At 37.6% G+C, this 14,957-nt stretch carries 9 protein-coding genes; 3 read left to right on the top strand and 6 right to left on the bottom strand.

Going from position 1 to position 14,957, the window contains the following annotated elements; translation table 11 throughout:
* Positions 1-300: 300 nt before the first annotated feature.
* Complete coding sequence (locus tag IGQ45_06265) at positions 301-1,482, bottom strand: response regulator (protein MBF2056819.1); 1,182 nt, start codon at positions 1,480-1,482, stop codon at positions 301-303.
* A gap of 119 nt (positions 1,483-1,601) precedes the next feature.
* On the opposite strand from IGQ45_06265, the gene glyQ reads away from it, so the two are divergent.
* Positions 1,602-2,489, top strand: a complete 888-nt coding sequence (gene glyQ, locus IGQ45_06260; protein MBF2056818.1) for a glycine--tRNA ligase subunit alpha — start codon at positions 1,602-1,604, stop codon at positions 2,487-2,489.
* Between the two features lie 160 nt (positions 2,490-2,649).
* Here the strand turns inward: glyQ and IGQ45_06255 are convergent, their stop codons facing one another.
* The 5 genes from IGQ45_06255 to IGQ45_06235 all read right to left on the bottom strand — a co-directional run bounded on the left by IGQ45_06255 (position 2,650) and on the right by IGQ45_06235 (position 9,425).
* On the bottom strand, positions 2,650-2,826 hold the full coding sequence (locus tag IGQ45_06255; GenBank protein ID MBF2056817.1) for a 30S ribosomal protein S21: 177 nt from the start codon (positions 2,824-2,826) through the stop codon (positions 2,650-2,652).
* A gap of 138 nt (positions 2,827-2,964) precedes the next feature.
* The gene (rpsD, locus tag IGQ45_06250) at positions 2,965-3,573 is read right to left on the bottom strand and encodes a 30S ribosomal protein S4 (GenBank protein MBF2056816.1); all 609 of its coding nucleotides are present in this window, start codon (positions 3,571-3,573) and stop codon (positions 2,965-2,967) included.
* A 403-nt stretch (positions 3,574-3,976) separates the two neighbouring features.
* On the bottom strand, positions 3,977-5,740 hold the full coding sequence (locus IGQ45_06245; protein MBF2056815.1) for an ABC transporter substrate-binding protein: 1,764 nt from the start codon (positions 5,738-5,740) through the stop codon (positions 3,977-3,979).
* Between the two features lie 131 nt (positions 5,741-5,871).
* Positions 5,872-6,840 (bottom strand): glycosyltransferase, encoded by a 969-nt coding sequence (locus IGQ45_06240; GenBank protein MBF2056814.1) that lies wholly within the window; start codon positions 6,838-6,840, stop codon positions 5,872-5,874.
* Between the two features lie 110 nt (positions 6,841-6,950).
* Complete coding sequence (locus tag IGQ45_06235; protein ID MBF2056813.1) at positions 6,951-9,425, bottom strand: ATP-dependent Clp protease ATP-binding subunit; 2,475 nt, start codon at positions 9,423-9,425, stop codon at positions 6,951-6,953.
* 665 nt (positions 9,426-10,090) lie between these two features.
* Between IGQ45_06235 and IGQ45_06230 the strand changes: the two genes are divergently transcribed.
* Both IGQ45_06230 and IGQ45_06225 read left to right on the top strand, forming a co-directional pair.
* Positions 10,091-11,845, top strand: a complete 1,755-nt coding sequence (locus tag IGQ45_06230) for a peptidase S8 (protein ID MBF2056812.1) — start codon at positions 10,091-10,093, stop codon at positions 11,843-11,845.
* 113 nt (positions 11,846-11,958) lie between these two features.
* Positions 11,959-14,856, top strand: coding sequence for a glycerol-3-phosphate acyltransferase (locus IGQ45_06225; protein MBF2056811.1), 2,898 nt, complete (start codon positions 11,959-11,961; stop codon positions 14,854-14,856).
* Positions 14,857-14,957: the final 101 nt, after the last annotated feature.

Genomic DNA, 14,957 nt, shown 5'->3' with positions numbered 1-14,957 from the left:
AATGATTATTGTGGCAAAGTCTTTAATTTATAAGGATTTCGCCTGATGCCTGACACCTCCCCCCATCAAAAGCAGGGTGTTTTCATTCTCAGATTTTTAGTTGAGACAAAGTAAAAAGTAATAAGTTTTGATTCTTTTTGATGAAAAAAGATTATTCCAGATATTTTAACTACTAATAAATCAATTAATAGAAAAAATCTTCCCTTTCTCCCTTGCTTCCTCTGCTTCCCCTGCTAAACAAATCAATTTTGTACCTGACTTTGAAAACGCCCTGCATCACTCATACTTTTTCAGCAACACCTAAGTAAGTGGACAATGTTTACTAATTATGGCTAACACCTCTGATTTATTAATTGGTTTTGACATAAAATCTGTTGCTCCAGCGATTTTAGTGCGCATTCTCTCTACCATGCCGTCATTTGAAGTTAAAATGATGACAGGAGTATTACGAAATAATGATAATTTCCGAATCGCACCACAAATTTCATAGCCGTTTGTATTAGGCATAACAAGGTCAAGAAAAATTACATCTGGTTTGGAGGCTAAGATAGTGGCAATAGCTCGAACGGGATCAATAATACCGATGAAGCGATAACCTACGGGTTTTAGGATACTAGCCATGGTTTGACAGATGGCAGGGCTATCATCAATACAGGCAATGACTAAAGTTTTTTCTGGTTGAGTAATGGTTTTTTGGGTGACGGGCGCTGGTAAATCAGCAATAGAGACCATGCTGATATAACCCCCTTGAATGTAAGGTAATAATAATTTCCCCAACTGATCTAATTCTCGTTTTAACTGTAAAGATAAATCTCTGATGGTACTACGCCCATTAATAAGTTTGCTAAAAACGCTGTAAAGTTTTGGAGGGGATTTCAATTTTAGTTGTTCATTGGATTTTATCACTAAAGCCTTATTAGGAGAGCGGTCTCCTAATTTAGCGCCCACCCAATCTTGCCATTGTTTCCAAGCAGGTACGATTACTTTACTGGTATCAATTAAAAATAATTGTTCGGATACTGGTACTGCCACATCGGAGTTAAGATGAAAGGTAATTTCTGACACTTGATTGAGATCGAAAAAAATTTCAACCATAATTGCCGTCACCATTTTCAAAACTTGATCTCGATGGGTTTTCCCCATGTCTAACCAGCGTTTTAATACTTCATATTCCCAACAAAATTTGATGCCTAAATCGCCGATGGATTGTAGTTCATGTTCTAAAAATTCTTTGTCGGTGGCAATTTCGGGTAAGTAGGCGGCTAGGTTACGGCGCCATCGGCGCACGGAATGTTCTCCTCCTGTGGCGTAAATCAATCTTCCTGAGTAGAGAAAAAATTTCCACTCCATGTTACCCGGGTAAACTAATAGAAGTTCTCCCGTAAATTGATGCTTTTTCAAGGTATCAAACAAAAATGTTTGTTTAGATGCAACAAACCCTTGAATTGGCACACTATAGTTTTGAATGGGGAGGGTATCCATTAGTGATAAATTATAAATAGCCTAACGATAATTTGATCAATCATAGTATATTTTCCTATTGTGGATCAGTTAAGTGTTTTTTGGGTGGTTTTTGGTTTATTTTTTATTTTATTTTATTTATGACCATTAATTTTCAAAATATTATTGCCAATCTTAATCATTTTTGGAGTCAAAGAGGTTGTCTCGTGGCTCAACCCTATGATACGGAGAAGGGCGCTGGTACCATGAGCCATCATACTTTCCTCCGTGCCATTGGACCTGAACCCTGGGCTGTGGCTTATGTTGAACCCTGCCGGCGCCCTTCTGACGGGCGCTATGGCGAAAATCCTAACCGTGTCCAGCATTATTATCAATATCAAGTTTTAATTAAACCTTCCCCTAATAACATACAAGAGGTTTATTTGGATTCGTTGAGGGCGCTGGGCATTCATCCAGAAGACCATGATATTCGTTTTGTGGAAGATAACTGGGAATCTCCTACCCTAGGCGCTTGGGGTGTCGGCTGGGAAGTTTGGCTCGATGGCATGGAAATTACTCAATTTACTTATTTTCAACAGTGTGGAGGCATTGACTGTCGCCCCGTTGCCATTGAAATTACCTATGGGTTAGAGAGATTGGCAATGTATTTACAAGATGTGGACAGTATTTATGACATTCAATGGAATGATCAAATTAAATACGGCGATATTTTCTTACAAGGAGAAGTTGAACAATGTACTTACAATTTTGAAGCCTCAAACCCTGATTTATTATTCAAGTTATTTGCTTTATATGAAGAGGAAGCAAAGCAGTTAATTGAAAAAAATTTGGTATTACCCAGTCTTGATTATGTGCTGAAATGTTCTCACTCTTTTAATTTACTCGATGCTAGAGGAGTAATTGCTGTGGCAGAAAGAACTCGTTATATTGGTCGCATTAGGAATTTAGCAAGAGAAGTTGCCCACCAATATCTTTCCCAACGGGAAAGTTTAGATTTTCCTTTATTAACTTCAGTAAAATCAGTATAGATAGTAGGTTGGGTTAGCCATAGCGTAACCCAACAACACTTAATCTAAAAATCTGAAAAATTCTTAATTATACTGGGCTAGGTTGGTTTTCTTAATTCACCCCCTTATTACCTACCCATTGACAATATCACAGCAATTGGACTAACTTATCTGAAAATTTTTAGCGAAAACGTTTTTTGCGACGAGCAACGGCTTTACGTTTCTTCTTCTCAATGGGGGTTTCAAAATGACGCAGACGTTTGATGTCAGCGAAGATTCCTGCTTTTGATACTTGTCTTTTAAAACGACGTAATGCAGATTCGATATTTTCGTTTTGTCCCACAACCACTTGGGTCATGCAATATCCTCCTTATTATTACTAAAGTTTACTGTTTCTCATTTTAACATATCTAGTGGTGTCGTTCACAACATGAAACTGTCGCTATAACCATGACTCCTTTTCGGAATACCATACAACACCACCCAGCTCAACGTTTTACGCTTTGCGAGAGTAATACTCAATAACGAGTAGTTCATTAATATTTAATGCTACCCATTCTCTTTCCACAACACCATTGACTTTACCAACGGAGGTATTTTTGTCAAATTCTAAGTGACTGGGAAGATTAGCTAAACCGGGGTTAGCAAGGTTAGTTTCTAAAATTTTACGAGATTTATCACGATCTCTGATTGCCACAACATCACCCGGGCGACATTGATAACTAGCAATATCAACTACTCCACCGTTAACAGTTATATGACCATGATTCACCAACTGACGTGCGGCTGGGATGGTGGGCGCCATACCGAGACGAAAAACGGTATTGTCAAGACGCATTTCTAATAATTGTAATAATACTTGACCAGTAGAACCGCCCACACGACGAGCTTTTTTCACATAACGAACTAATTGTTTTTCGCTAACACCATAGTTATAGCGTAGCTTTTGCTTTTCTTCTAAACGAATAGCATACTCTGAACGCTTACGGCGGTTTTGCCCGTGTTGCCCGGGGGGATAAGCACGACGAGCGTTTTTACGAGTTAAGCCGGGTAAATCTCCCAAGCGACGCACTACCCTCAAACGAGGTCCTGTATATCGAGACATAGTTTAATTAATTTTTCCTTTAATTTTATAATTTACAACCAAACATATTATTTTACAACAATTTTTGTTTTTCTGTGTTCTTTTTCCATGAGTTAAATTTGATTTACTTCGCACTTAGGTGGTGCTGAAAAAGTATTTTGGTGAAGGGAGGTGTCAGGCTTCGGGTGTCGCGGTGTCGCGGTGAAATGCTTATAAATTAAAGACTTTAGACAAATATTTATTTTTTGCAAACTACTCATTTGTATCAATAATTTTTGATAGGGATGGAAGAAATAGAGTATTTTTAAAGAAAAAAGTCAATTTATGACACTTTTTGTTATGCAGAATAGACTTTAAACCTTTATTTGACAAGGGTTTTGATTTATTCAGCAGACCTTATTTAGAATGAAAAAAGAAAATTGATTTAATCTTGATCACTAATTTTGAGCTTTTCAATATTCCAAAAAGCGCCCCCCAACGGTGAATAATTAACCCCATCGATTCTATCTCTAACTGCTGATAAAGAATAAGGATTAACTAAGTGAATTAATGGCAAATAATCTTGAGCTAATTGTTGAGTTTTACCATAAATTTCTTTTCTTTTTTCTAAATCTAACTCTTTCGCTCCAGCAACATATAAATTACCGATTTCTTGTTCCCAGTCAGAAACAACGCGCCCCTCAATATCCTCTCTACCTGCTTGAGGTTTAAGATTAAATAAGTGTAAATTACCGTCAGGAGACCATAAATTAATACCGTTATTGGGTTCATTTCCCCCCGTAAAACCAATAATATGAGCTTCCCAATCCAAAGAATTACTCAGTTTATCCACTAAAACATTAAAAGCAATGGGTGTAAAATCCACAGTAATACCAATTTGCTCTAAATCTTGCTTGATTTGTGAGCCTAAAGATTCCCTAATTTTATTCCCAGCATTGGTTAATAAACTAAATCTAACCTGATTATTTTCTGAGTCTAATAATTGATTATTTTCATTGTATTTAAACCCAGCTTCTTTCAATAATTTTTTAGCTAATTCAGGATTATAGTCATAACTATTTACAGTAGGATCATAAAAAGGCGATTGTACAGAAATAGGTGAATTTTGTTTTTCTCCTAAACCACGATAAATATTATTAATCATTCTTTCCCGATTAATACTATAAGCCATAGCTTTTCTAAAATTTAAGTTAGTAAACCACTTTGATTTATAGGGAGTAACTAAAGGTTTACCATCTCTTGAGCCTTGATTAAGATTAAAAGCAAGAAAGGTTGTGCCATAGGCAGCACCACCATTATAAATAGTAAAATTTCCTCGTTTTTCTTCTTTTTTTAACAAGGAAAAATATTCAGGAGATACCCCAATAGAATCTAAACTTCCTGAACGAAATTGTAGCAATGATGTATCAGTAGATTCGACTATTTCCCAAACTACTTCTTCAATATAAGGTAGTGAATTACCGAGATCATCTTGTTGCCAATAATAGGGATTACGAGTGAAAATTAAACGCTGAGAGGTGGCATAACTTTTTAACTTATACGCACCATTAACTGTTAATTGATCAGGGGGAGTATCAACACCCCAAAATGAAAGAAAAAGAGGGTTTCCTTCACTATCTTTTTGCGTAACTTTTTCTGCTAGAATATGTTTAGGTAAAATCGATAGTCCTGTACTTTGTAAAAAAGGAGCAAATGGCTCAGTAATTGTAAATTTTACTTGACGATTATTGATTTTTTCAACAGTAGGTAAACTGCGACTTTCTCCCACCCTTAAACTATCTCTAGCATTGCTAGGTATTTCTTCATTTAGATATAGTTCATTATAGCTGAAAATTATGTCATCAACTGTTAATGGTTGACCGTCTGACCATTTTAAATTTTCTCGTAAAGTGAAAATAATACTTAATTGATCTTCGGAAATTTCCCATGATTTTGCCAAGGCTGGTTCGATTTCTGCGGTGAGAGGATTTTCTCTTATTAGTCCTTCATAAGTTAAACCAAATATATTGGGTGATTCTTGAGATAAAACTGCATTAAATGTTTTGGGATCACTTAATATAGCTTGGGTAATTTGTGATGAGGGTAAGTTATTTTCAGCAACAGAATTTAAGCCACAGCTTGTTAAAAAACTTACTAATGTTAGAGATATAATGATTAAATTAATAATTTTTTTTAGTGGTAAAAGCATATTTTAAAATAATAGTTTTAAAAATATTTATAGTATTTTTCATAATTATGAGGTACAGTTATTATTCTCAAGTCCCCCTTTTTAAGGGGGATTTAGGGGGATCCTCTTGTACTTCATTGTCACAATAATTGCTATTTATTTGAGGTGTCTATGGGTTGATCCATTACTTCGATTTCTTTCGCCTTTAGGGGTAAGATAGCCTTTTGTTGTCCATCACTTCTAGCCTTACTAGCAATAATGTCAATGGGCGCTTTAATTAAGTCAAAAAAACTGGCTTTCCCTATGGTTATTTTAATGATATTTTTCGGAATATCTTGAAAAATCCAGCGCCCGATGCGTAATAAAATAGCTTGATTATCATAATTTTTTGCCAATTTTAAACCATGTAATTGATGTAAATATTGGTTAGATTTACCATAACGTTGCCATTGACTTTGAAAATCTTTTAAATTATTTCGATGACGATGAAAAACCAGCGCCCCTCGCACAAATTTTATCTCAGCCTGTAATTCCTGAAATAAACGCCAACAGATGTCCGCATCACCGCCAGTAGTAAGATAGGGGCGAAATAAACCAATAATTTGTAAAGCCTCTTTCCTGATAGCTAAATTGGCAGTTTGAGCATAGGGATAAAGTTCATTAGCTAGGGTATATTTTTGAGATAAAGTATCATTTGTCTCGGCATATTTTTCTAAAATACTATTTCCTTTCAATCCCTTAATTTCTCCGGCTACAATCATAATTTTCTCATCTATAAACGGTTGAATTAATAATTCTAGCCAATCATGTTGAGGGCGACAATCAACATCAGTAAAAGCAATAATTTTTCCCTCTGAATTTTTTATCCCTTGATTCCGAGCATAATAAGAAGATTGTATTTTATCAGCTAATATATACCTAATTTTTATGTTTTGATTTTGATAAAGTTGAGCCTGTTCTTTAATGAGATGAGCGGTATTATCTTCACTATTATTATCTACTAAAATGAACTCAACTTGTGTTAAATTATAGGTTTGACTTACTAAACAATCAATCAAAGGTAATAAATCTTTTTCTCCATTGTAAACGGGAATAATTACTGAAATGGAAGGACAAAACATAATGTAATCTTAACAAAAAACCATAGGAATTTTATAGTAACAAAAAAGGGTGAGTATAAACTCACCCAAAAGTTAAAATTTCTTAGACACAAGATGAAAAACTAACCTAACTATACTCCCGCTTTTTCCAACACAGGAGTAGTTTTTCCTTCAGCTTGGATGATTACTTTACCTTCGTCGTTGACATCAACTAGGGCGGTATCTCCTTCTTTTAAGCGTTTAGAAAGAATTTCTTCGGCTAAGACATCTTCTAACAATCTCATAATGGCACGACGTAAAGGACGGGCGCCATAGGCTGGATTGTATCCTTCTTCTACTAACCTTTCCTTAAATTTATCCGTTACCTGTAAAGTGATTTCCTGCTCAGTGAGACGGGCAAAAACTTCCTTGAGCAACAACTCGGAGATTTCTTTGACTTCCTCTTTATTGAGTTGACGGAAGACAATAATTTCATCCAAACGGTTGAGAAATTCAGGACGGAAGTAGTTTTTCAACTCCTCATTAACTAAGGAACGAATACGGTTGTACTGAGACTCAGTTTTATCGTCTTCTAACTCGAAGCCTAAACCACCGCCACCTTTTTCGATGACTTTAGAACCAATATTGGAAGTCATGATCAACAGGGTGTTTTTGAAGTCCACCGTGCGCCCTTTGGCATCGGTTAAGCGCCCGTCTTCCAAGATTTGCAATAGTAAGTTGAATACGTCGGGGTGCGCTTTTTCGATTTCATCGAATAAAACCACAGTGTAAGGACGACGGCGCACGGCTTCCGTTAACTGCCCACCCTCACTATAACCCACGTATCCCGGCGGAGAACCGATGAGCTTAGATACCGTGTGACGTTCCATGTATTCCGACATATCCAAACGAATCATGGAATCTTCCGAACCAAAGAAATAAGTCGCTAAGGCTTTAGTTAACTCAGTTTTACCAACCCCAGTAGGACCAGAGAAGATAAAGGAAGCAATAGGACGATTAGGATTTTTCAAACCTACTCTGGCGCGACGAATAGCGCGAGAAATAGCTTTAACCGCATCTTCTTGACCGATAATTCTTTGGTGCAGAGTATCCTCCATGTTTAAGAGTTTCTCAGACTCAGACTCAGTGAGTTTTTGTACAGGCACACCAGTCCAAGAAGCCACAATGTGAGCGATCTCTTCTTCACCCACCACTGGATTATCACTCACTTTAGGATTATCTTTTTTCTGATCCGCTAAACTGCGAATTTCAGACTTAATTTCCATTTCCCGATCTCGCAATTCCCCAGCTTTATCAAAGTCTTGAGACCTTACCGCTTCATCTTTTTCCTTCAAGACTTGGCGTAATTCTTTGTCTAACTCCTTCGCTTCGGCGGGTAACTGAGAATTGAGTAAACGTACTCTTGATCCCGCTTCGTCAATCAAATCGATAGCTTTATCAGGTAAAAATCGATCACTAATATAACGATCTGACAATTTAGCAGCCGCATCTAAGGCTTCATCAGAAATTTTTAGCTTGTGGTGTTGTTCATAACGCTCCCGTAAACCAAATAAAATCTCAATGGTTTCATCCACGCTAGGTTCACCCACCATTACCGGTTGGAAACGACGCGCCAGCGCGGCATCTCTTTCGATATGTTTGCGGTATTCATCAAGGGTAGTCGCACCAATACACTGTAGTTCACCCCTTGCTAAGGCAGGTTTAAGGATATTCGCCGCATCAATAGCGCCCTCCGCCGCTCCAGCACCGATCAAGGTATGAACCTCATCAATAACAAGGATAACGTTACCAGCTTGACGGATTTCTTCCATAATTTTCTTGAGGCGCTCTTCAAACTCCCCACGATATTTCGTACCGGCTACCAATAAACCAATATCAAGAGTTACCACCCGTTTATCTTCTAATAAATCTGGTACATCTTTATTACCGATTCTTTGGGCTAAACCTTCAGCAATGGCGGTTTTACCTACACCCGGTTCACCGATTAAGACGGGGTTATTTTTGGTACGACGACCGAGAATTTGAATAACTCGTTCAATTTCCTTTTGTCTGCCCACTACCGGGTCTAATTTACCTTCGGTGGCAAAAATAGTTAAATTTGAACCAAACTCATCAAGGGTAGGGGTTTTATTAGAGCGAGAACCACCACCAGCGCCCACCACCGCCGTTTCAGTTTCCCCTAACATCCGAATAACTTGGGTGCGTACTTTGCCGAGATCAACACCCAAATTTTCTAAAACTCGTGCAGCCACTCCTTCCCCTTCTCTAATTAAACCTAAGAGCAGGTGTTCTGTACCAATATAATTATGTCCTAATTGACGAGCTTCCTCTAAGGATAACTCTAAGACTCTTTTTGCTCTGGGGGTGAAAGGAATTTCTACCGCTACAAAGCCTGAGCCACGCCCGATGATTTTTTCCACTTCAATCCGAGCATCTTTGAGGTTAACCCCCATCGGTTTTAGTACCTTAGCGGCGACTCCAGTGCCTTCTCCGATTAAACCGAGCAGTATTTGCTCTGTGCCAACGAAGTTATGGCCCAAGCGACGAGCTTCTTCTTGAGCCAACATGATCACCTTGATCGCCTTTTCTGTGAAGCGTTCAAACATAATATTTTAAATTCCACCATTAGCCATGTTTATTGTTGATTTTAGCATAGGATTATGGTTAGTCTGTGTGGCTTGGTACAGTCTAGGGTGTGGAAATCTGTATTGTCACTTGATTTTTTTTGAGTTAATATTCTCTGTAATCTTTACTATATAACTCTTTCGGCTTTTTTCTGTTCCCATTAATTTTGGTAAAGAAAAGGTTAATTTTTTTTGCAATGCAGGAAACGAGAAAAAGTAACTTTCTACTCTGCTTGTTCGATTTAATTGGTAGGTAACGGTGGAGGTTGCCTTCACGACACCACGTTTTCAGAAAACCCTAAAGGAGGTGCAATAAAATAAAGTACCAGTCAGCTTGTGGGTATTATTGTCACATCCCATGAAGACAGGATTTTTGATGGATGCCAAAATTTCTTGTACTCAGCTAGTTATTCTGATTGTGACTTAATTCCTTTTTGATATTTTTTTTCTATCTTTACCATAGGTTTTCTTGCTTTCCAGGTCATATTTTTTGCCCATTCTAACGTCCTTTCCACCGAGTCCAATTATGAAAAAAATCATTATCACATCTAAATTTAGGATTACTATAGATATTTTTATTTAATGTAAAATTAAAAAAGTCCAGTGGCAACATGAAAACTTGTTGATGTTCATATAGTGGTAAATCCATGAAAAAATTATTTTTGTTGTTTTTATTTATCTTGGGGTTATTCTTCTCCCTGTGGGGATTTCGGGTATTAAATTCGGGGGGAGAATACGAGTCAATTATCATTAACTTTCGAGATGACATAGAAGTTAGTCAATTAAGCTCATCTTGGGGTGAATTTCAAAATAAATTACATCTTAATAGTGAATTTTCTGCACCGAGAAATATTTATGTCATGGAAGGGGATAAACAAACCTTCAAGCAATTACGCCGTAATTTAGATAAAAAAACCCTCGAATATATCGAGCCAAATTACATTTATCATACCTTAGAAATTCCTAACGATCCGGGCTACAGTGAGCAGTGGAATTTACGCAGTATCAATGTGGAACAAGCATGGTTAGATAGTAAAGGGGAAGGCGTTACGGTGGCGGTAATCGATACGGGAGTCAGTCGAGTGCCTGATTTGGCAGAAACTGAGTTTGTAGAAGGTTATGATTTTGTTAATGATACCATTGAGGCGCTTGATGATGTTGGTCATGGCACCCATGTAGCTGGTACCATAGCGCAATCCACCAATAACAATTATGGGGTAGCTGGAATCGCCTACAAAGCCAAAATTATGCCTCTCAAAGTTTTAGGTTTAAATGGTGGTAGTGTGGCGGATATTGCTGAGGCGATTAAATTTGCTACGGATAAGGGCGCTGATGTAATTAATCTTAGTTTAGGTGGTAGCGGTGATAGTCAGTTACTCCGTGGCGCTGTTGATTATGCTTATAGTAAAGGTGTAGTGGTGGTGGGCGCTGCGGGAAATGAAAATAGTAATTCTGCTACTTATCCGGCCCGTTATAATCACGTTATCAGCGTTGCCGCTACGGATGCAGTGGGCAAAAAAGCACCCTATTCTAATTTTGGCGCAGGGGTGGATATTTCAGCGCCCGGCGGTAGCGATACAGGGTTAATTGTCCAAGAAACCGTCATCAATAATAATCAAACCCCTTCCTTTGAAGGTTTCCAAGGCACAAGTATGGCGGCGCCTCATGTGGCTGGAGTAGCAGCTTTAATTAAAGCGACAGGCATTGAAGACCCAGAAGAAGTGCGCCAAATTTTGTTAGAATCATCTCGTCGTGTATCAGAAGACCCGCTTAATCATTATGGCGCAGGAAGGTTAAATGCTGGGGATGCCGTGCGCTTGGCCATGCGTGGTCAAATTTCGGTAAGGGATTTCGTGCGCTGGTTGCATGATAATGGCTATCTCAATCCAATTTTTTGGATTGATGGCGGTACTTTATTCTTATTACCAAAACTTGGTATGGTATTAGGCTCATATCTTTTTGCTTGGTTAATTCGTAATTATTTGGTATTTAACCTTAGTCTCGCTAGTGGCATGATTTTTGGTAGTTCCGGTTTATTTGTACTACAAGGTTTATATATTTTTGACCTTCCCCAATGGCCTTTACGTTTGTTAGGAAGCTCTATTCCTGAATTGGGTAATGCTGTGATGGGTACAAATAGTCTCAATCCCTTTTTTGCCAGCGCCCTCCTCCCTTTCTTATTAGTAGTCTTGTTCTTAGGGAATGAAAGTGGTAAATGGTTGGCAATCGGTTCATGTTTAGGGGTAGCATCTTGTTTAAGTATTTCTGCTTTTATGACTCCGAGCGTGTGGGGTTTAGGCAGTGGTATGATGGCGCAAACATATTTATTGATTAATGCTTTATTGTGCTTCGGTTTAGCTTATTTAGCAACCAGAAAAACTGGGGTAATTGATAATGGATAATTGACAATTGATAATGGGTTGAACATTGTTCAACCCCTACGCCCTTTCTCCCTTTCTTCCCTTTCACCCCTTCTTCCCTTTCTACCGTAACCAGTAAACTAACACTAACTAAAATGACAGAGATTTGGGGCGCGATTATCGTCTTCATCATTAGTCCAATTATTGGGGCAATTCCCCTCATTGATTGGTTTACCTACGCTATCTCAGGTAAAGATTTGAAGAAATTAGGCACGGGTAATATTTCCGTTTCTTCGGCATTTTATCACGGGGGGAAGGGCGCTGGAATCATGGCAGTTATTTCCGAAGCTGGTAAAGGTATCGCCGTAGTTTTAATGACTAGGGCTTTTTTTTCCCTCGGCTCAACTTGGGAAATTTTAGCATTAATTGCCTTAGTCATGGGGCGCTATTGGGGAGGGAAGGGCGCTGGTGCTACCAATGTAACTTGGGGTATTATTACCCATAATCCTGTGGGTGGTTTATTGATTTTCCTTTTGGGGGGAGTGAGTTTTGCCATTTTTCGCTCTCGTCAAGGTGGTAGAATTGGCGTTTTAGGGTTGATGGTGGTAGTATTAGGGGCGCAAAATATTAATAACCCTGAGTATATTTTCGCTACCATTACCTTAGCTAGTTTATTAATTTGGATTTATCAACAAATGCCCGACGATTTAGATTTAAACCCTACTCAAGTCAATACAGAGTCAAAGCAAGTCTTTCGCTTTTTTCGGGGTGATAGTGGCATGACTTCCCTACAAGAAAATCTTAATCCTAATCAAGTGGGTGGTAAAGCCTATAATCTTTCTCGTTTAATCAAATGGGGTTACAATGTGCCGGAAGGTTGGGTAATCAAAGCCGGTGACGACATAGATAAATTTTGTCAGTTTCTCTCTCCTTCCCCTGATAATCCCCTCGTGGTGCGCTCATCCGCCGTAGATGAGGATTCGTTAACGGCGACGGGCGCTGGAATTTATCAAAGTTATCTGAATATTACTGATATTACTACCCTCAAACAAAGAATTATCCACTGTTTCGATTCTTACTATACAGAAAGCGCCCTCCACTATCGCCAAAGTAGAGGGTTAACCGAAAAATCCCTCGCCGTCATTGTGCAGAAACAAATTAACGGTATTTATGGCGGTGTCGCTTTTAGTAGAAATCCCGTTAATCAAAGGGAAGACGCAGTATGTATTGAAGTGGCGCCCTCCACCCCTGAAGTGGTATCAGGGAAAATGACACCGCAATCATATCAAGTTTTTCTCGACACCAAAGAAGTTAAAGGACAAGGAAATATCTCTCCAGAAGTATTATTAAATCTCGCCAAAATTACCAGAGAAATTGAAGCCCTTGACAAAAACATCCCTCAAGATGTAGAGTGGTGTTATGATGGCTATTCTCTGTGGATTTTTCAATCTCGTCCCGTTACTACTCTACAGCCTTTATGGACAAGAAAAATTGCCTCAGAAGTGATACCCGGACTAATTCGTCCTTTACCTTGGTCAATTAATCAACCTCTTACCTGTGGTGTTTGGGGTGATATTTTTACTATTGTTTTAGGTCAAAAAGCCTCTGATTTAGACTTCACAAAAACCGCTACTTTACACTATCATCGAGCTTATTTTAATGCCACTTTATTAGGGGATATATTCTTATTAATGGGATTACCTCCTGAAAGTTTGGAGTTTTTAACTAGAGGGAGTAAATTTAGTAAACCTCCTTTGATGTCAACTGTCAAAAACATTCCCGGTTTATGGCGTTTGTTACAAAGGGAATTAAATTTAATTAATGATTTTAATATTAAACAAGATAAAATATTTAACCCTCTCTTAGATGAATTAGCAGAAGTTGAGCCGAATCAATTAAATAATTTACAGTTATTAAACCGTATTGAACAAATATTATTAGGTTTGAAAGAAGCTACTTATTTTAGTATTCTAGCGCCCCTCAGCTTTGCCATCCGTCAGGCAATATTTAAAGTAAATCCTCTCAATTTAGATAATCAAAATATTCCCGAAATTGCTTCAGTAAATGAATTAAAAACTATGGCGAAGGGCGCTCGTCAATTGTTTTCTCAAACTGATTTACAAAAGCTAGAACCTGATGAATATAACGCTTTTTTCACTTGTTTAACAGAATTACCTGATGGAGAATCAGTATTAAAAACCTTAGAAAATTGGCAGAAAAAATATGGTTATTTAAGTGAAGTTGCTACGGATATATCTATCCCCCGTTGGGCAGAAGATTCTCGCACTATTAGGACAATGTTTACTAAATTTATTGCCGAAAAAGAAACAGATTTATTTCAAGAGAATAACATAAAGAAAATATTAACTTGGCAAGAGAAAATAGTACAAAATCGATTAGATATAAAAGGTGAAGTTGCCACCATTTATGCTCAATTTTTAGCTTATTTACGTTATAGTTTTTTGGCTGTAGGTGATAATTTAGTGAAAGAAAAAATTATTAAGGAAAGAGATGAAATATTTTTTATCAAGTTAAATGAGTTAAAAGATATTATTAATCAAAAACATCAAGATGATAATGTAGTAAATATCATCAAAAAAAGACAAGAAAAATGGCAAGAAGATCAACAAATTAAAACTATTCCTTATCTTGTGTATGGTAACACTCCACAAATTAATTTTAATAGCCAAATTTCTTTAACTATTAGTGACAATCAATTAAAAGGTATTCCAGCTAGTGGCGGAATAATTGAAGGAAAAATTAAAGTATTTACTAAATTAGATATAACCGAAAAAATCGATAAAAATACCATTATTGTTGTACCTTACACCGATGCCGGTTGGACTTTACTTCTCACTCAAGCAGGGGGATTAATTGCGGAGGTAGGGGGGCAATTATCTCACGGGGCAATCGTGGCGAGGGAATACGGTATTCCAGCCGTAATGGATATTGCTCATGCTACCGAAATTATGCGAGATGGACAGCTAGTACGCCTTGATGGTGAAAAGGGCTTGGTTGAAATTTTACCAAGTACTTTAGTCGATAACACCTAACTTTTGATAATAAGGATATTCATTTTAGGGCGTTGCATTTTTATGGGATGATTTATAATGAAGGAAAAAGTTTTATGACAGGAGTAGTAAAAAGAAGAAAT

The organism is Cyanobacterium sp. T60_A2020_053 (assembly GCA_015272165.1).
Classification (GTDB): domain Bacteria; phylum Cyanobacteriota; class Cyanobacteriia; order Cyanobacteriales; family Cyanobacteriaceae; genus Cyanobacterium.
Note: the sequence above shows the minus strand (reverse complement) of the source record. Positions and strands in the feature narration are given on the sequence as shown.